This is a genomic window from Bacillus sp. KNSH39, assembly GCF_052656585.1.
The window spans coordinates 860,617-880,343 of the sequence record NZ_JBQXYO010000001.1; the positions used below are offsets into that span (position 1 = coordinate 860,617).

A 19,727-nucleotide genomic window follows, 5' to 3' on the forward strand; every position below is an offset into this window, starting at 1 on the left:
AAGCGAATGCCTGATGATATTACTGAGGGAAGGTGCATATTTTCATTGATATGTAAATATGCACCTTTTCTATTGTATATGCAATTTAATAAAGTTAATTTGAGTTTCTGTAACGTTCATATATGAAGCCATTCTTTAAAAAAGGACGTGATTTACCATACAAATTCACGCTGTGAAAATACCAAAGAATATTGAAAGTCATTTGTTTAAGAAACTTAGTAACTTGGTTTCAAATGGAAAGAAAGAGCGAATGAAGCGATTATTAAATTCATGCGACATTAATAGGACCCTGATAGGGGATTTACTAATCCGATCTCTAATCTGCCAAAAGTATAAAATTAATAATGAAGAAATTAGATTTATATATAATGAGTATGGAAAACCTTTTGTTGAAAACTTTTCTGACTTTCATTTTAATCTGTCACATTCAGGAGAATGGGTGGTTTGTACCACTGCTAATTTTAATGTGGGTATTGATATAGAAAAAGTTTCAGAAATAGAGGCTTTTAAATTAGCAAAAGAATTTTTTTCAGCGGAAGAATTTTATGATATATCTAATATGAATTCTGATGAACAAATTAATTATTTTTATGATTTATGGACATTAAAAGAAAGCTATATAAAAACGATTGGAAAAGGGCTTTATACCCCATTAAATTCATTCTCTATAAAAAAAGAATCACGAACTTTAATTTCATACAAGCATATACCTAAAAACTTTTACTTTAAACAATATAACATTGATCCAAATTATAAGTTATCTGCTTGTGCAACAAGAGATGAATTTCCTCAAGAGATAATAATTAAAGACATTTATACAATTTGCCAAAATATATACAAATTTGAAAGTAAGGAGAAAATCAATGCAGAAGACTAAACTTTTTTGCTTTCCACATGCTGGGGGATCTGCGTTTAGTTACGCAAAATGGAAAAATTACTTTAATCCATATATTGAGATAGTCCCGGTAGAGTTAGCTGGTAGAGGATATAGAATTGAAGAAAACTTGTACCAAAGTATGGAAGAGGCAGTAAATGATGTCTACAATAAAATAGTTATGCAGATAGATGATTCGCCCTACATTCTATTCGGGCATAGCATGGGAAGTTTGATCGCCTATGAAGTAGCCAGAAAAATAAAAGATTCTAAAAACGTATCGCCTGAATTTCTTGTTTTGTCCGGTAGAAATCATCCAAATAGTAAAATAAAAAATATCCGACATAATCTTTCTAATGAGCAATTTAAAAGAGAAGTTATTGCAATGGGAGGTACACCATCTGGGGTACTGCAATCAGAAGAATTAATGGAGATCTTTCTCCCTATTCTAAGAGCAGATTTTAAAATCGTTGAGACGTATATTCATGACAAAAATACACAACCATGTGATATTGATTTTCTTATATTTAATGGGGAAAATGATGAATTTACTACATATGATCAAGTAATAAAATGGGAACGATACACAAGTAAAACGTGTACTTTTCATTCTTTTGAAGGTAATCATTTCTTTCTAAATGAAAATATTGAAGAAATAGCAAATAGTATTAAAAGAAAGTTAGATTCTAAAAGATTATCAAATAGTTTTTAGAGTTTTATAAGTATGCTCATAGCTAAAAATATTAAAGGGTTTGAAGTATACACTTCTTGTGCAGATATGCATGGCAAAAAGACAATCGAGTACATTCGGTGGTCTTTTTCTATTTTTATGGAGTTTGTGGCGAAATGCTAGACTTGCTAGATTGTGGATCTGCGGGTTCAAGTCCTGTCATTCCGACCACGAGGGGGTATAATTTAAGGGTAAAACAGGGGCCTCCAGAACCTCTGATGTGGGTTCAATTCCCGCCATCCACTTATACTTGTTCATTAAAAGGTTTCACAAACAATATGTAATACGTTATGGGTACTTACATAAATTTATTGATTTTCAGTTAAAAAGTATTGTGCGATTATACACGTTATGTTACAGTTATGTTACTGAGTTGTTACAAGATATCATAAATGTTTCGATATTATTTCTTCTTATTTCTGTAATGTTACAAAAAGCTATAAATATTGTTATGTGTATAGGAGTGTGTGTAGTAAAAAGTCTGAGTTGAAAGTACGTGCACACTTTAAATTTCCTTTTTGTCTGAATGAAGAAGACTACCAACTAATTAAGGGCTTTAAAGTAACCACTTTAAATAAAATGTGCTTCCTTTCCCACACACAATTGAGTACATATTTAAAGTACAGTCTAATTGCTACACAGACTCTTGTACATATAAACATTAAGGTGAAATAGAGATAAGAATTCATTACATAAAAAGCATTACCAAGCTAAACGTACAAAATATCATCTGTGCATTTTGATGAAATGTTAAAATGCCTAGATGATATTTTTTTGAAGAATTCTTGGATATGTTTATGAATAACAATTCCTAATACTTAATGATTCTCTACTACTAAAACATCCGATAATTTATGTAATTAGATTTATAGGGTGTATGTACATTCACTTATATAGGGAAAATGAGGTTTTTCATATGAAGTATAGTTATAAAGTGTTTATATTTATTTGGACAATTATTTTATTGTTTTTTCTACTTTATTTTGGTTACAGTGAAATTTCCGAAAACGAGCAAATGCCAGTCATAACAATCAAACAATAAAAATAAGAAATACTACAAAAGCAAAACATAATAAAAATAGATACCCGAAAATGTTTAAGAACAGGAACAATTACATGCATAAACAACCTTACGATTTCCATGCATACCCCACGTCATTTGGGCAATAGGGGAAAAGTATTATTATTTGGCGTGCGCAATCTTCCATCACTAGTAGAAACGGAAAGTTCCGTATACCTGCTGAAGGAGGAAGATGTCTACCTGCCAGGGGGCGGATCTATTCAGCATCTAGAAATATTGGAATTAAAAGTGTAGAAAACAAATAGTGAAAAGGGAACATATCTTGTGATTCCTTTTTTATTCTTGTAGATAAGTCTGGGGAGAAAACGGGGATTTCTGCACGTAACATAGATCTCATCGGTATACTAATTGTGTTTTACGTATAGCTGGGAGTTGGTGTGATGGTATTTGCAATGGATGTGAGATTCCGTCATTCTTTTCATGAAATTGAATCATTAGACATTCCAAATATATTGTTTCCGAGTCAGTGCAGGAAATTGTATCAAGTGATTGGAATCGGCATTCAAGAAGAATTCCGCAATCCCTATGTCATTATAAAAGAGCAACATGGTTCCGTTACATTCCGATTACCAGAAGAATTATCAACATGGGTGCAGAACAAATTATTACTTGTTAAAGGGGGCCAGTTTGTTTCCATACTGCATTTCAGTTAGCCATGCGAAGTTTTGTGCCATTTTTTGATCTCGGATATAAAAAGAATAGTCTGTCAGGTTAGGTGAGGAGATGCCACCTCTGACTTTCACATCATACGTAGGATGTGGTGTAACTTGAATCAATTCAGATTTATGATTCTGAATAAACATTCTAACCTTTTCAAACTTGTTAATTACAGGCTGTATCTCCATTTTAAACCGATCATAGGGATATGTTTTATTTTTATTGTAATACCTATCCAGTTCAATTAACTCTGACACTGCTGTATCAAATTCACTCTTTACTTCAGGATTTACTTTTTGCAACCATTCTTTTGCATAAGAGCGGAATGAAGATTTATAAAACAAATTCATATCAAAACCAGCTAATGTGAGTGGCTTTCCTTTTTCTTTTTGTTCTTTCATATAGGTAAATAATTGTTCAAGTTCTTCAGTTTTCCATACAGAGTATAAGGATTGTTTCATCGCTTCTGTAGCGGTTGAGTTATCAAAATTTTGCTGAACAGCTGCTGCTTCCCAAAGCCCTGTTTCAAATGCAATCACATCATATTCCAGGTGTAACAGCTTGAGAGGAAGTGCTGGAAGACGGGATCCCTAAGAAAGCAAAAAAACTAGGTGTGAAATAATCAGTTATTTGTGATGGTGGATTCTCCTAGGTGGAGGGTTCGCCGTTTTTTATTATATGTTATGTTGTGGTTTTTATATAAAGCATATTGAAAAGATGGATTAAATCTTCTGGAATGATGTCTCCATAATTAATAACTTGTACAATAACCTTTCAATTATCACTAAATCCATTCATATCAACAAGTTGTCCCATATATCCCTTTGTAGCAATATCTTTTAAAGTACGCTAAAAAATACCCTTTATTTTATCTTTATCTTATCTTTACCTTATCTTTAAATTTTTATATTAAACTTAAAACCTTAAAGTATTGATGTTTGAGTCTAAAAAGGGCGGGAGATAGATGTTCATTACATAGTTTGTAAATAACCAATTACCTTTGAAAAATTAATTTTTTTATACGAGGAGGAATATATGAAGGATACAAGTAAAAAACAAATTATAAAAGTGTTCCTTATTAGTATTTTAGGCTTAGTAATAATACTTGGAATGCTATATTTTAATCATAAAACCAATATTCAACAAAATAAAGCGCAAGCCACCGAAAAACGTGTATTGCAATATGAGTCTACCTTAAAAAAAGAATTAGAAAAATATAATTTAGGAGAGAAAACACCAATTTTATTAGGAATTATGTATCAAGAGAGTAGAGGTGAGGGAAACGATCCTATGCAGTCATCTGAATCACTTGGATTAAAGCCAAATGAAATTCAAGAGACAAGCTTGAGCATTGAACAAGGGGTAAAACACTTTGCTAAAATGTACAAATATGGAACGGACAAGGATGTTAGCATGGATACAATTATTCAAAGCTATAATATGGGGCCAGGTTATATTGATTTTGTTGCTAGTCAAGAAGTTAAACAACACTCGGAGGATTCAGCCAAAAAGTTTTCTAAGATGAAAGTTGATCAAAATCCAGCGATGTATACTTGTGGTGGAAATAAAAATAATTTTAGGTATCCATATTGTTATGGTGATTTCACATATGCCACAAAGGTAAATGAAAAAACAAAACTTATTGAAGAACTTCTTCGAAATGTACATAGCTCTTCTAAATAAGTTGCAGAATAAAATATAATGATACCGTCAGTTAATAATAATAATAGCTAAGGAAAAACTACTTCCTTTCTTAATTCACATAATTTTCAAAAATAAATCCTGTGGATGTTAATATTTGTTATATAATATATTTGTCAAAGCATTACCCCTAAAGTTTCTACAGTCAATCTGTAAGATAGTTTGTTTGGCTCGTATATTCACCTTAAAACAAAAAGAACTTGTAGAGAGTCCTACAAGTTCTTTTTGTTTTAAGGGTTAAATGTGGATTTAAAATATAGTTGCAATTTTTTGAGGGGGAAAAGTAAATGTTTATAAAAACAGAAAGATTATTAATACGGAAATTTGAGTTCAAAGATTGGCAAGCTGTTCATGAGTATACATCAGATATCAATGTTATGAAATACATACCTGAAGGGGTTTTTACTGAAGAAAATACAAGAAACTTTGTGAATGAAAACATTGGTGAAAACGCTAAGAACTTTCCTGTAGTATTAATTCATAAAGATATTCTGATTGGTCATATAGTTTTTCATAAATATTTTGGTGAGCATACATATGAGATTGGTTGGGTGTTCAATCCTAAATATTTCAATAAAGGATATGCTTCTGAAGCAGCACAAGCTACATTGGAATATGGCTTTAAGGAAATGAAATTACATAGGATTATAGCTACATGTCAGCCACAAAATACCCCATCATATCGAGTGATGGAGAAGATTGGAATGAGAAGAGAAGGCTATTTCAGGAAGTGTATACCACATGGGAATGAATGGTGGGATGAATATTATTACGCTATTTTAGAAGAAGAGTAGTGTTTCAGAATGCATTATTTAAATTGACACTCTTATTCCTAAATAGGCAAGTTGACTATCTTTATTGGGGATTCTTGCTACTAAAGGCGAAGTTTATTTCCGGTATCGCTGACGTGCAAAACTTTGTATAATCTGATCTTATCTCTAAATCACAACTGTTACCCCATCATCATCAAGTTAAAGTTTCATTTTATTTTGCTAACTTGATGGTGATGTGACGTAACCTTAATTATTTAAAAATTTTAAAAAGGCCCCTTAGCCATGTTAAAGGGACCTTGATCACGCAAATGATCTGTAAGCCAATTCATTTTTGATATACAGATCATTTGTATAATAATTTTTATAAATAATTGCTAAATAGTGAATTTACATAAATGCTTTTAGAAGTTCTTGAATTAATGGGATTGCTCCACCTATAAATTTTAAAACTGCCATTGCGATTTCCATATTATTCTCTCCTCTTTTTCGTATTAAAATGTAATAAATCTTTATAACTTTATTATAGTAAGCGCTTACAATAATAACAATACATTTCCGTATGCAATATTGCATATTTATACATTAGATCTCTATTATTCATTTTTTAATGGTACTATAGCGAGGTGAGAGTCTTTAAGGGTTCTCCTTAATAGGAGGAAATATGGAAAGAGTGCAAGCGATTTACAGTAATCAAAAATTTAAGAGTTGGGTTAAACAGGTATTAGCTGTAGGAGGAGTAATAGGGTGCTGTTATTTGGTGTTATATGTTTTCTGTTTCTTAGTTATCATGTAAATAGTATACAACTAAACTAGTAGAGTCTTGCCTAGAGAGGTAAGGCTCTTTTATTGTAGTACCTGGAGATGAGCAAACTACATACAATATCTCTCAGGTTTTTCAGATCACTTTGTAGGATTCCTTGTTTAGAACACTAATTCATATCATTGAAAACAGAATTCTATGGATAAAAAATATGTTTTTACTAGATACATACTAAAAAGATAAGCATAAATTATATTAGATTTTGGCAAAATCTTTTTGAATTGGAAAAGGATTTAAATCTTACTTATAGACTTGATTCCTTTTTATATACTATAATCCTTATATTGATACGTAAATATAATACAGTAATAATAAATTAAAAGCAAGAATTTTAGTAGCGGTACGTTCACACATCCATCAACTTAAGATTTTTAAACAAAAAATTCTTTTTTTAATTGATTAATAGTAAACGAGAAAGATTGGCAAATTAACAACTAAAGAGATTTCTTCAGGTAAAATCTATCAAAGGGTCCTTTACAAAATTTATACATAAGTCAATTATAAAATCATGTAAATATTATGTATTTTTGTAAAAGAAATTCATTGACACTTGTGTATATAAGTAACTATACTCGTTACATCAAATTGAATGCGTCATAATACGATTTTATTATTATTACAAACATGTAAATATAAAAATAGAAAATCTCAATTTGATAAATACAATGGTAGAGGTGTTTATTTTAATGAAGCACAAATTAATTGCAACAGGTATCCTTGCAGGAGCTATATTATCCTATTCTTCTAATATTTTAGCAGATACTCATAAATTCCCTGATGTTCCTACATGGGCTGATAAATCCGTTAACTATTTAGTTGATAAACAGGTATTAAATGGTTATCCAGATGGAACTTTTGGTTCAAATGACTCCTTAGACAGAGCTTCGGCTACAAAAATTATGACAAAAGTTTTAGGTATAAAAATTGACCCTAATGCAAAACCATCTTTTACAGATTCACAAAACCACTGGGCTACTCCTTATATTGCTGCTGCTGAAAAAGCTGGTATTGTTAAAGGTGAAGGTAATGGAATCTTTAATCCATCCGGAAAAGTAACTCGTGCTGCTATGGCTACCATGCTAGTAAATGCATATAAACTACAAAGCACAGCAAATCATAACGAGCAGGTTAGATTTGAAGATTTAAAAGGGCATTGGGGAGAAAAACATGCCAATATTTTAATAGATTTAAAAATTTCTAATGGTACCGAGAACGGTTGGCAACCAAATAGATTTATAACACGTGCTGAAGCTGCTCAACTTACTGCAAAAACAGATATGTTACAACAAAATTTAAACGATGAAAAAGAGATTACTACTGCTACCTCATATGAAGATTTAAATTTAACAGTGGCTTCGAAAATTACAGCTCAAGAGATTGATAGTTTTATTGCAAAATATCATTCAGATAGTCCCTTAGTTGGACATGGACAAGATTTTATCAATGCGCAAAATCAATATGGCGTGAGTGCTCATTATTTAGCGGCGCATGCGATTTTAGAATCTGGATACGGAAAATCAGAAATCGCATATCAAAAACATAATTTATTCGGTCTACGTGCATATGATGGAGATCCGTTTAAATATGCGAAATATTTACCAAGCTACGGCGATAGTATTGCTTATAACGCTAATTATGTACGAGAAAGATATTTAGAAGAAAGTGGTATGTATTATAACGGGTCAACATTAACTGGCATGAACGTGAAATATGCATCAGATAAAGGCTGGGCTAAGAAAATTGCGGGTATTATGGAACGTATTAAACCGTTTCGTGTAGAAGACTATACATATGCAAAAAAATTACCAAAGAATCCTGAAACATTAGATGTCGACGCGTTATCTAATGAAATTCCATATAAAATGTATGCAGACGGTTCAAGCTCAAATGTTGTATCATCAGCTACTTACTATCAGGTACCTTATCCATTTAATTTAAAAATTAAAAGTAGACCAGATGTAGCTGTCGAGGAGAATAAAGTTGGTACAGTAACTCCTGGAACAACCATCTTTATTTATCGTGAAGATCCGAATGGATGGGTAGAATTCTCTTTTGAAGCTAATGGAGAAAAATATTGGACATTAAAAAATAAATTAAGTATGTAATTAAAAAGATCTATTTCACTAGTTTTAAAAGTATGGGATTGGACAATTGATTCTCTAGATTGGAAATACAATAAATTACCCGTTGATGTAGCAGCTGCAAAGATTATTCAAAATGTCTTAGCAGGTGCTACATCCCATACTTTTTCGGGAAAATGTTGCGCAAAGTAGGTTCATTTTCAACACTATCTCCTGGTTCACCGTAATCTTCAATGATGTAATATTCTTCATCTTTAATGTATATATTGAATATACAAATATATTGTGTTATGATGTGAATTAGAAACTCGCGTGTTTCAAATACAACATTTTTATCTTTTTGATGACCTCTTATCTTTCCGTAAGAGGTCCTTTTTTATCCCTCCGTATTGCATAGCCGCTAAAATACTATGAAAAGATACTAGAGACTACTACAATGTGATATTCTCTAGTATTTTTTCTTTATCCATATTATCTATTGTTGGGTAATTGATGAATTGTTAATTTTTGTATAATTTTCACAAAATAACTTTGAACCATTATTTATTTCAATATAAAATAATAAAGGTATATATATGAATAGGTATGTCCTTTTTATGTGATGATAATGCGAATTGAAGCGTAATACTGAAACGGTAAACGAGAAGAATCAGGGCCGAAACAGATAGTAAGGAGCAGACAATACTTATAATGAAAACGTTCATAATGGACTGTCTATGGATGGAGAAAAAATACGAAAAGATAAAAGGGGCAAATGAATATGAACAGAGCCTTTAAAGGTACTGTATTAGCAGGGATAAGTGTGGGTTTCTTGCTAGCTGGTTGTACAATAGAAACATATGTCCTAACGCAGTCCAGAATATAAGCAAGTAGATTAAGTATTCTAAGCAGATAAATGAAGACTATAGCGATGAAGAAATTGAAAGACAACTAAGAGGTATAGCATCCTGACTTTCTAAATAACATGAGTGTTTCTATAGAATGAATCCTTAGGAGGGCTATTGTGGAACCTTTAATCAATGCTATTTTATACTTTGTATTTTTATTTGGAGCACTGTTTCTTATACTGGGTACTGCATTGGTTTTATTAATCGCGGCTGCATTACCAGTAATCTGGAAGAAAAATCTATCATTCCTAATGATTAGCTTAGGTATAAATATACTTGTCATTCCATTGTCTTTTTTTATTGGCGGGATGGCAACAGATTCCCCTGGTAGTACGATGCACGATTTTTGGGAAGTATTTTTGTTTATTCAGATATTTCCGTTTCCCCTAGTACTGCTATCTTTAGTTTGGTGGCTTGTGCGTCGAAAAAAAGAAAAAGTTCATGTGTAGCGTTTTTAATGCAAATAAGCTGTCCGTTTGGGCAGCTTATTATATTTATTACTAAGCGTGATTATTTCCAAAATGAATGCAATACCACTATACAGTTAAATTGAAGGTGAACCATATTGAAATCTTATCAAACTTTAGCCCACTTGTATGCATTAGGACTAGGCTGCGGACTTTGGAATAGAGAGGAGGTTATTTCATGGTGCGATAGGTTGATTGAAGCAAATGATCACCCGCCATATGAAATTATGGAGATATCTTTAATGTCTAAAGCAAAGCTGATATATATAGAATCGGCTTTACTGTCATATAGCCGCATAGTTGATGAAAACCCCTCGGTAAACATCCTTCTTTCAGTCTTAAATGAAAAGTTAGTAGTTCAGAAATGGAATATTAAACAAGCTATTACTTGCTCTACTCGATTACTAGTAAATAGAGGCCTGTATTGGGAAGAAGAATATTTTGATTTATACAGCCTTAATGATAGCTATGACTTAGCACAGGAAGGTATCCATTTTAATGAAAAAGATGTGATTTCTGCTTATATCGATACATTAGGTGTTTTTCGCGTCCATTTTAACGAGTTTGAAGATCTCTATTTACAAGTCATGAAACAGAAGTGGCAAGGGTAGAAGGCAGGAAAAAGAATCATTGAATCGTAAGAGTTACTTCCTGTATTTATCACCAAATTTATCTAGCCAAGACAAATCTGTCTTCGTGTTGATGAATTTTTGTCTCTTAATAACTTAATGCTATCGTTTTTATTTTTTCCGACAGCAAGCTAAGTTAGCATGTTTAATGCATAATGAGACGCCTGTAAATGAGCATTACTATTTAAATTTTTACCAGAGAGTAATTTAGTTAATTAGTAGAAAAAGGAAGGGGCCTATTTGGCTCCTTCCTTTTTCTCATACATACATAACGCTTGTTGACAACTTATGAAATAATAGCATTCATTGCTATTAAAATATAACATTAAAAGCAATTAATTAGATATGTAATTTTGCATATATTGTACTATTTCATGAATAGGAACAAAACTATTTATCTCTTTCTGTATGGAGACAAATAGATTTAGGTTTACTTAAGTTAAGAAGATCTGATCATTGATTACTGGTTAAACCATATTTCTACGTATTTGAAAAAAATTATATTACTGGATTGCATGTTAAAGAGAGTGAGGACTTTATGAAATGTAGGTTGTTCCTTGATTTCTTACTCGTGATTTTACTAGGAGGATGCATTGGAAAAGAAGTTACGTTATATACAATTTCAAAAGGGGATATTAGTCAGTGTATCCAAAGATGCGCTCCGTTTCCTGTTTCCTGTTTCCTATTTCCTATTCTACTAAATTACCATTCCAAGCAAATTTCTTCTCTTTCAAACAATTCATTCATTGAATAAAGATAATTCGGCCATACGTATCGGAGGACAGGAAACTTTATTAATACCATTTGGAATATATTTCAATATACTTCCGATACTATAACAGATCGAAAATTTCTTTATTGGAGGTATATAATGGCATATCCATTTCGTAACTTAGTATTTGAAGGTGGCGGGGTAAAGGGAAGCGCTTATATAGGTGCCATCCGTGCACTAAATGAAGAAGGGATTTTATCAGAAATACAACGATTTGGGGGGACGTCAGCTGGAGCGATTACTGCATTACTTTTAGGTCTTTCCATTCCATTCGCAGATCTTGTAAAAATCCACAAAGACATGAATTTCAAAGCATTTAAAGATGATGATTTTTCGATTGTACAAGATAACATTCGTTTATTTTTTGATGGTTTTGGTATCTATAAAGGGGATTTCTTCACTGAGTGGGTAGGAAAAATCGTTGAAAAGTGGACAGGGAGTAAGGACACAACTTTTCAGCAGTTGTATGACAAAACAGGAAAAGACGTGTTTTTCCAAGGAACGAACGTTTCTACACACCAGCTTCGTACGTTTTCTCGCGAAACGACACCTGATGTCCCGTTAGTAGTTGCTGTGCGGATTTCGATGTCCATCCCATTCTTTTTTAAATCTGTGGAATGGGATAAAGATTATTATGTAGACGGAGGTGTACTCGATAACTACCCAATTCGTTTATTTGATCGGAAAAGTTTTGTGAATAAGGAAGAACACTTCACGACCACAGATACGATTGACGAGGTTAATAAACTGATAAGCAATATGGAGGATCATTCTACACTAAGAAGCTTACACACGAAATACAATGCATCTTTCTTTGATCCTACAGATGAAATTGTCTATAACAAAGAAACACTAGGTTTCCGTTTAGAATCTCAGGCCGAGGTTGCCATGTTAAAACATATCGCAACTTCAACAGAACATCATATTGGCCATTCTCTTATTCATTTTGCATGGAATTTGTCTCAAACCATGATCAAAGGTCATGAGAGTGGAAAAACAACCAAAGAAGATGCTGCCCGCACTGTATTTATCAATACATTCTTTACGCCGTCATTTAATTTCGATATCACAGAAGAAGAAAAGAAAACACTCATGAATTCAGGCTATACTTCTACTAAAGACTATCTACATCAGTTTAATACGTCTGAAGTAAAAATGTTTAATCGACCATAAAGCCGAGTGTAATGCACTTGGCTTTTTTTAATCGTCCTGTAAATTTTTTTAGTAGCTAATAAAAATTCAAATAGACTATGCATAGAACAAGAGAGAGGAGATAACAGAAAGTAATAAATATAAGTTTTGATGACCTCTTATTTTGTAAAACTAGGGTGTAGAAAGGGTGAAACAGGTGGAGGAAAAACGAATTATGATTTATAAAATTTTTCGGCTAACACAGTACAAAAGAGAACCCTAAAACCGTGGATGGGAATGTATCAAAAAATGAATAGAGTAAAAAGGCGGATTTCTTGTGAAAGTAGGGATTTACTTTTTCTTTCTACTGATAATAAAGCGTTATGTAGACTGGAAATGTATAAGGTATTCATTGCTATTCCTCCAAAATGCTGATGTTACATCATATTAAAATAACCTCTAATTTAAGTATTGAAATTCTCTAAATCTCGATGTATTATATTCTTGTATTTTCTCACTTTGCAAATCCGAGAAAACATCATCACTTCTGAAAGAACCCGAACTCCAGCGGGTTCTTTGGATTTACTTGAACTTATTTTTGAATCATTGTATTATATTTTCGAGTTTTACTTATATAAATCATTATCAGGAGAATCTGCAAATTTGCAGGTTCTTTTTTTATTTTATTGAAAGTAAAATTTTAGCCAGTCGTTTATTTTCATATTGTTGGTTTTTATACGTGTTTGGTAAAAATCAATGAGTTGCAAAAAAATACTATGCTGAAATCTAGTTCGGTATAGCAATGTGCATATAAAAGATCCCACTTTGCTATATCCCCTAAAAAGAGTCATAAAAATCTATATTTTTTTAATTCAGTTGCATACTACAAAACTTCTTTTAAAAGAAATGTATGTACATACACATTATATTTTGTTCCATAACTCTCTAACTTTTGTTCACGATAGTCTGTTAAGTACAGGATTATTGGCGGGTGGTGCAATAGGTGCAGAAGATGTGAAAACAAATGAAAAAGTACAAGTTGCTGTTGCAGGTAAAGAGGGAAATATAACGTATAAAGAAATTGATAAAGCAGAATCTCCATTGTTATTTGGAATGTATCCTTTATGTTAAGATCCTAATAAGAAGTTAGTTTTTTTTGATAATTAATATTTATAAAAAATGTATAATTAATATACTAAAACGTTTTTAAATTTTATTAATGTATTCCTTTTCATATGAATGAATTATTTATTGCAACAGGTTTCCCGTTCAAAATAAGATGTTCAAACAAAAGACAATATAAGTATCTTTATAATGATTTTTCAATATAATCAATGTGTTTATGAAAGGAACTCTGTGTTATTTTTGCTTTTTTACTAACTAATACAGCTTCAAACAAAGGACACAATTGCTACATACTAAGTGTAATTTATTACCTATTCAAAATTCTGTCTATTCAATCTTTCTAAAAATAAAAAAAGATTAAACTTATAAATATACAAGTTATAATGAGGGCGTCGAGACACAATTTATTACCTCTAGAGAAAATATCAAACCTCGTTTTGGATTAAAAATTCTAAAGAACTTGCCAGTAATTTTTTAAAATTGGACATACTGATATGATTACTATACGGAGGATAGCGGATTAGAAGGGAAGTTTATTCAACTCAATAAAGAAAGCGTTATCAAACAAAACTTGTTTTGAATCGATCATTCTAATAACTTAGATTCAACTACAGCTAAAAATAATAAATTATGGGGGTGCTTATATGAACATGAATGTAGCATCTATTAAAGAAAAAAAGATTGTTAAATACAAAAGTTGTTTTGATGTGATTGGGCCCATAATGATAGGCCCTTCAAGTTCACATACTGCAGGTGCTTTGGCTATTGGAACAGTTGCTAATAAATTATTTCAAGGTCTTCCCAAAAAAGTTGTGGTAAAGTATTATGAATCATTTGCTGAAACCCATAAAGGTCACGGAACTGATTTTGCAATTATTGCTGGTATATTAGGCTTAGCTGCTGATGACAGCAAAGTGCCAGATGCTATTAAAATAGCAGAGTCTAAGGGAATTGACATTACCTTTATTGAACAATTGGGTAATAGTCCTGCTGGTCATCCAAATACGGCAGATGTATATGCAGAGGATGAAAGTCGAAGTATTAGAGTAATGGGTATTTCGGTCGGTGGTGGGTTGATTGAAGTCAAAAATGTTGAAATTGATGGATTTAGCTTAAATCTGCAGGGGCCATTGCCAGTTGTTATTGCGATTTCAGAAAGAGCTGACTTTGAATTTGTTTTACGCAGGATCTTTAAACAATATGATGTGGAAATTAACAACTTTCATAGTTTGGAAGATAAAACAAAATACTTTTATGCATTCGCTTTGGATTCGATATTGCCAGGTAATGCTCAGAAGGAATTAGGAGATTTAAGCAATATAGCTAATCTTATTATTCTTTAGTCACATTAAGGAGTGAAAAATATGTATATGGCCATAAAAGAAATTGTGGATGCAGCTAATAAAAGCCAAAAGCAAATTTATGAATTAGCAATCGAACAGGAAATCAAACAAACTAAAACTTCTTATGAAGAAGTATGGAGTAAAATGGAACGAAATTTAGCGACTATGCAACATGCAATAAATAAAAGTATCGAGGGCGACGGTGTATTTTCTCCAACAGGTTTGACCGGAGGGGATGCTGTAAAAATTAAAAACTATCGAGAAAATAGGAAAACTCTTTCTGGAGATTTAATGGTGTTAGGGATTCAAAGTGCTATCGGTGTTAATGAAGTAAATGCTGCATTAGGAGCTATTTGTGCAACTCCAACAGCAGGTGCGAGTGGGACGATTCCGGGAGTCCTATTTAGTATTAAAGATACGTTGCAGTTAAGTCATGAAGATATGATTCATTTTCTATTCACTTCAGCGTTATTTGGAACGATAGTCGCAAACAACGCTTGTATTTCAGGAGCGTATGGAGGATGTCAAGCTGAAGTAGGAAGTGCCTCAGCGATGGCGGCGGCAGCTGCGGTAGAAGCTGCGGGTGGAACGCCACAGCAATCTTCTGAAGCTTTTTCGATTGCATTACAAAATTTACTCGGTTTAGTTTGTGATCCGGTCGCTGGTTTGGTAGAAATTCCTTGTGTAAAGAGAAACGCCATTGGAACGGCAAATGCTTTAGCAGCAGCGGACATCGCATTAGCCGGCGTAAACAATCTCATCAATGCTGACGAAGTGATTGAAGCCATGTATAGAGTTGGAAGACAGATGCCTCGCGAATTAAGAGAGACAGGTTTAGGTGGTATTGCAGCTACACCTACAGGAATTGCCATTAAAAATAAAATCTTTGGGGAGAAACAATCAAATCAATAAGTTATCGAATATATTGTGAAATTTTTAACAATCTTTACTCTATTGTTCGCCTAAGGATGTCTGTATATTGGGGGAGTTATCAATAAAATATACTACTATATAATTAAAATATTTTATAAGTGGTAACAAACCCTTCAGGTTGATGCTTCGCTAATTTTTTGATTTTTATTAACCTAGAAGGGGGATATTCGTTGTGGGGCACTATATAAGCTATTCATTTTTCAAGAACGGTCTATATTCCTATATCTTAAAAAGAGAATTAAGAATAGGACACAAGGAGGAATTATTATATGGATGGGAATACTGCAAAAAACATAGAATTTCAAGCTGATAACACTGCAGTAAAAAATGAGAAATATCTAGACCCTAAAAAGTGGCATAAACAGGATACTACCTGGGCATTGAGCCTTTTTGGAACAGCAATTGGAGCAGGAGTACTCTTTTTACCGATTAATGCAGGTTCAGGTGGTTTATTATCTTTACTACTAATTACATTACTTGCATATCCTGTTATGTATTATTCACATAGGGCGCTTGCTAAAATGATTTACGCTTCGAACTCTGCCGATGAGGGGATTACAGGTACAATAAGAGAGTATTTTGGAAATAAGGCAAGTATCATTTTTAATATTGTATATTTTGTCTCCATTTATACGATCGTGCTGATGTACTCGGTCGCACTTACAAATACCGCTAGTAGCTTTATCGTGCATCAATTGCACATGTCGGAGCCTCCAAGGTCCATTTTATCGCTTGTTTTAGTACTCGGTCTTATCGCTATACTAAATTTTGGTCAAGATATAACTGTAAAGATCATGAGCATGCTAGTGTATCCTTTTATAGCTTCTCTACTTTTTATCGCAATATCTTTGATTCCACAGTGGAATACGTCAATGCTTAGTTTTTCAAGTGTTTCTACTGCTTCAACAGGAACAGGATATTTAGGAACGATATGGATGATACTTCCAATCATAGTATTCTCGTTTAATCATTCGCCTATGATTTCGTCATTTGTTATGAAACAGAGAGCTACGTATGGAATAGATGCTACTGATGCTAAATGTGCTCAAATACAAAAAGTTTGTTATATTATGACATTCGCAGTTGTTATGTTCTTTGTTTGGAGCAGTACCTTAAGTTTGACTCCAAATGATCTTAAGGTGGCAAAAGAACAGAACTTGTCAATCCTATCATATCTTGCTAATGAGCTTAATTCGCCAGTAATCACTATTGCAGCTCCTATCATTGCATTTGTGGCTATTACAAAGTCTTTCCTTGGTCATTATATAGGAGCGTATGAGGTAATGCGTGACATGATTATCAAGTCCAGTAAAAAACGTGGGAAAGATATAGGAGAAAAAACAGTTAAGACAATGATTCTTACTTTTGTCGTATTAACATGCTGGTATGTTGCTTATACAAATCCAAGTATTCTTGGAATCATTGATGCCCTTAGCGGTCCGCTAGTCGCTGCTATCTTATGTATATTACCAATGTATGCGATCCATAAAGTACCAGTACTTGCTAAATACAAAGGGAAAGCGAGCAATGTTTTTGTCATTATTATAGGTATCCTTACTGTCTTAGCAAGTATTCAGTCATTATTCTAATCCACTGTTGTTAGTACTGATGCAAAAAACATGGGATATGAAAAAAATAAAAATTCTTATCGGAACTGAACTCTATATTGTTGAACTAAAGAGATCATGGTTTTGGACAAACTCCTCATCTTGGAGAGTTTGTCTTTTTAATTATATGCATAACTTTTATACTAGCTTAAACAGACTAGATTAATAGTAAATGAAAACTTCATACAAACCACACATTAACTCCACTACTAGCACAAACTACAGTTGTATACTTTAAGTATCATTTTTCAACAATAAACATTCGAACATGCTAATATTATGTAATATGGAAGTTACACTACATTAGAAGAAAACAAATAAGGGAGAGCGTATACTATGACAAGATTTGCGAATCAGCATGTAGAGAACACGATTTTAGAAGAGGATGTAGAGCTTTTAAAACTTATGGCACACCCAATGCGTTTAAAAATGATCAATGAGCTTTCTAAACATAAAACACTAAATGTAACCCAAATGACCGAAATTTTAAACATTCCACAATCAACAGTTTCCCAACACTTATCTAAAATGAGAGGGAAGGTTCTAAGAGGAAATCGTCAGGGGTTAGAAATTTACTATAGCATCGAAAACCAAAAAGCTGAAGAAATTATGGGATTATTAGGACCAATACAATAAAATATTAAGTTTACCATTTAAAGATTTACTTATATAGAATACTAAGCCCTCCTTGTTGTGGAGGGTTTTTATTTATTAATTTTTTAAGTAATTATTACTTTGATTCAATGACATCAATATCTTAAATATGTCACGATTTAAAAGAAGAGGGAATATCAGCTGTTTTTCATAGCTTATCAAATGGCGAAGTTCCTAAGGGTGGAGTAATCACGGAAGAAGGTATATTAGACAATACCATCTATACAAGAACTATGTGCATGGAGTCTGGCGCATATTATTATCATACCTACGATTGTAGACAAATTAAAACCATTGATTTATTTGATGCAAACTAATTAGAATAGCTAAACTGTATAAAATACAAATTCAGGGTTCTTATGTGGTTTTAATCTGTTTTTAAATGAAAAATCAATAACTCATAAATATTACAACCTTCCAAAAATCAAAAAGGAAGCGTGATTAGCTTGTAGATTAAGTCTGTTTTAAAACTGATGTATACGGGGGACAATCCCATAAACATCAGTTTTAAAAAATTAGATACTTTATTTATCAAGTTAATGCGAGTTACATCAGTATAGGAAACAGTGGAAATCTAAATCTTTGTTTATATGTTAATTACTTCAAACGTATCCCTTCGAATGCGTTTATAACCAAGTCATGTACATAGGATTCATCCAACTTTTCACCGGTTACTAGCAAGCGATAAAAAATTGGTCCGTAAATGAGATCGATGCTTAATTCAACATCGAGGTTTTCTTTTAATTCGCCTCTGTTAATTCCCTTCTCCAGAAGTTGCTTTGCTTGCAGTCGACGTGGCTGGAAATATCGAGCACGATATTCCTCTGCTAGTTTCGAATCAAATTGCCCTTCGCCAACTAACTCATTGATAATAGTTCCTTCTCGACTTATCAAAAAACTGGCTAAACTTGTAGCATGAATTAAAATATCATTCAACGCTGAACCTGTGTCAGGTACAGGCAATCTGGCAGCAGCAGCAGAAAGAAAACCATCCATTACCACAGCAGCCTTATTTGGCCACCATTTATAAATCGTAGCTTTGCTGACTTTAGCTCGGTCTGCAATTTTATCGACTGTGACTGCTTTAAAGCCACTTTCCAATAATAACTCATAGGACGCAGAAAGGATGGCCTTTTGGGTTTCGATATTACGTGGTCGACCTCTTTTACCTTGCACATTAATCATTCCTTTCAAAAACATAAACTATACGTTTAGTATACTTAATATGAATAAAAAACAAAATAGCCTATTTACAAAACTGAACGTTTAGTATATATTTTTAGTTAATTAATAAACTGAACGTACAGTTTATTAATTAACTAACATCTTGTAATGGTATGGCTACATTTAGGTTCCAAAATTCAAAAATTAAATTGCTAAAAAACATTTAGAAAAGGGGGATAAACAAGAGGTGAAATTGGATTTTTTAAAAGCAGAATGTAGTTCAAACTTAATTTATTAC

17 protein-coding genes and 3 pseudogenes are annotated in these 19,727 nt (G+C 32.5%); 16 read left to right on the top strand and 4 right to left on the bottom strand.

Annotated features, from left to right (window positions below; genetic code table 11):
- Positions 1-172: 172 nt before the first annotated feature.
- From ACUL40_RS04255 to ACUL40_RS04265, 3 genes are all read left to right on the top strand, one after another.
- Positions 173-877, top strand: coding sequence for a 4'-phosphopantetheinyl transferase family protein (locus ACUL40_RS04255; RefSeq protein WP_042883489.1), 705 nt, complete (start codon positions 173-175; stop codon positions 875-877).
- Entirely contained in the window at positions 864-1,586 is a 723-nt protein-coding gene (locus tag ACUL40_RS04260; protein ID WP_445423015.1) for a thioesterase II family protein, read from the top strand. Before ACUL40_RS04255 ends, ACUL40_RS04260 begins: the two co-directional genes overlap by 14 nt.
- A gap of 1,479 nt (positions 1,587-3,065) precedes the next feature.
- Positions 3,066-3,338 (top strand): hypothetical protein, encoded by a 273-nt coding sequence (locus tag ACUL40_RS04265; RefSeq protein WP_002164541.1) that lies wholly within the window; start codon positions 3,066-3,068, stop codon positions 3,336-3,338.
- Here ACUL40_RS04265 and ACUL40_RS04270 read toward each other — a convergent pair.
- Positions 3,291-3,881 carry an erythromycin esterase family protein gene (locus ACUL40_RS04270; RefSeq protein ID WP_002183587.1) on the bottom strand — a complete coding sequence of 197 codons (591 nt, stop codon included), beginning with the start codon at positions 3,879-3,881 and terminating at the stop codon, positions 3,291-3,293. The two genes, ACUL40_RS04265 and ACUL40_RS04270, sit on opposite strands and share 48 nt — an antisense overlap.
- Before the next feature lie 496 nt (positions 3,882-4,377).
- Between ACUL40_RS04270 and ACUL40_RS04275 the strand changes: the two genes are divergently transcribed.
- On the top strand, positions 4,378-5,025 hold the full coding sequence (locus ACUL40_RS04275) for a lysozyme family protein (protein ID WP_000655735.1): 648 nt from the start codon (positions 4,378-4,380) through the stop codon (positions 5,023-5,025).
- Positions 5,026-5,330: 305 nt separating this feature from the next.
- Positions 5,331-5,837, top strand: coding sequence for a GNAT family N-acetyltransferase (locus tag ACUL40_RS04280; RefSeq protein WP_000470150.1), 507 nt, complete (start codon positions 5,331-5,333; stop codon positions 5,835-5,837).
- 366 nt (positions 5,838-6,203) lie between these two features.
- Here the strand turns inward: ACUL40_RS04280 and ACUL40_RS04285 are convergent, their stop codons facing one another.
- A complete protein-coding gene (locus ACUL40_RS04285) occupies positions 6,204-6,389 on the bottom strand; it encodes a hypothetical protein (RefSeq protein WP_001987408.1) in 186 nt (61 codons plus the stop codon).
- A gap of 933 nt (positions 6,390-7,322) precedes the next feature.
- Here ACUL40_RS04285 and ACUL40_RS04290 point away from each other — a divergent pair.
- Both ACUL40_RS04290 and ACUL40_RS04295 read left to right on the top strand, forming a co-directional pair.
- Entirely contained in the window at positions 7,323-8,741 is a 1,419-nt protein-coding gene (locus tag ACUL40_RS04290) for an S-layer homology domain-containing protein (RefSeq protein ID WP_445423014.1), read from the top strand.
- A gap of 24 nt (positions 8,742-8,765) precedes the next feature.
- Positions 8,766-8,876: pseudogene (locus tag ACUL40_RS04295) on the top strand (polysaccharide deacetylase); the annotation flags it as partial.
- 1 nt (position 8,877) lies between these two features.
- On the opposite strand, the pseudogene ACUL40_RS04300 reads toward ACUL40_RS04295, so the two are convergent.
- Positions 8,878-8,973 (bottom strand): annotated as a pseudogene (locus ACUL40_RS04300) (peptidase M56); the annotation flags it as partial.
- Positions 8,974-9,720: 747 nt separating this feature from the next.
- On the opposite strand from ACUL40_RS04300, the gene ACUL40_RS04305 reads away from it, so the two are divergent.
- The 9 genes and pseudogenes from ACUL40_RS04305 to ACUL40_RS04345 form a co-directional block, all read left to right on the top strand.
- A complete protein-coding gene (locus tag ACUL40_RS04305; RefSeq protein WP_000433519.1) occupies positions 9,721-10,053 on the top strand; it encodes a hypothetical protein in 333 nt (110 codons plus the stop codon).
- A 116-nt stretch (positions 10,054-10,169) separates the two neighbouring features.
- The gene (locus ACUL40_RS04310) at positions 10,170-10,682 is read left to right on the top strand and encodes a protein kinase (RefSeq protein ID WP_065212723.1); all 513 of its coding nucleotides are present in this window, start codon (positions 10,170-10,172) and stop codon (positions 10,680-10,682) included.
- A gap of 889 nt (positions 10,683-11,571) precedes the next feature.
- Positions 11,572-12,645, top strand: a complete 1,074-nt coding sequence (locus ACUL40_RS04315) for a patatin-like phospholipase family protein (RefSeq protein WP_048656296.1) — start codon at positions 11,572-11,574, stop codon at positions 12,643-12,645.
- Between the two features lie 864 nt (positions 12,646-13,509).
- Positions 13,510-13,734 carry a hypothetical protein gene (locus tag ACUL40_RS04320; RefSeq protein ID WP_098878368.1) on the top strand — a complete coding sequence of 75 codons (225 nt, stop codon included), beginning with the start codon at positions 13,510-13,512 and terminating at the stop codon, positions 13,732-13,734.
- A gap of 638 nt (positions 13,735-14,372) precedes the next feature.
- A complete protein-coding gene (locus ACUL40_RS04325; protein ID WP_086396011.1) occupies positions 14,373-15,071 on the top strand; it encodes a serine dehydratase beta chain in 699 nt (232 codons plus the stop codon).
- Between the two features lie 21 nt (positions 15,072-15,092).
- Positions 15,093-15,983, top strand: coding sequence for an L-serine ammonia-lyase, iron-sulfur-dependent, subunit alpha (gene sdaAA, locus ACUL40_RS04330; protein WP_000281777.1), 891 nt, complete (start codon positions 15,093-15,095; stop codon positions 15,981-15,983).
- 290 nt (positions 15,984-16,273) lie between these two features.
- A complete protein-coding gene (locus ACUL40_RS04335; RefSeq protein WP_074553499.1) occupies positions 16,274-17,593 on the top strand; it encodes an aromatic amino acid transport family protein in 1,320 nt (439 codons plus the stop codon).
- Between the two features lie 354 nt (positions 17,594-17,947).
- On the top strand, positions 17,948-18,247 hold the full coding sequence (locus tag ACUL40_RS04340) for an ArsR/SmtB family transcription factor (protein ID WP_074553496.1): 300 nt from the start codon (positions 17,948-17,950) through the stop codon (positions 18,245-18,247).
- 134 nt (positions 18,248-18,381) lie between these two features.
- Positions 18,382-18,579, top strand: a pseudogene (locus tag ACUL40_RS04345) (linear amide C-N hydrolase); the annotation flags it as partial.
- 283 nt (positions 18,580-18,862) lie between these two features.
- Here the strand turns inward: ACUL40_RS04345 and ACUL40_RS04350 are convergent.
- Positions 18,863-19,450: a TetR/AcrR family transcriptional regulator gene (locus ACUL40_RS04350; protein WP_100249670.1), complete on the bottom strand. Its 588-nt coding sequence runs from the start codon at positions 19,448-19,450 to the stop codon at positions 18,863-18,865.
- Positions 19,451-19,727: the final 277 nt, after the last annotated feature.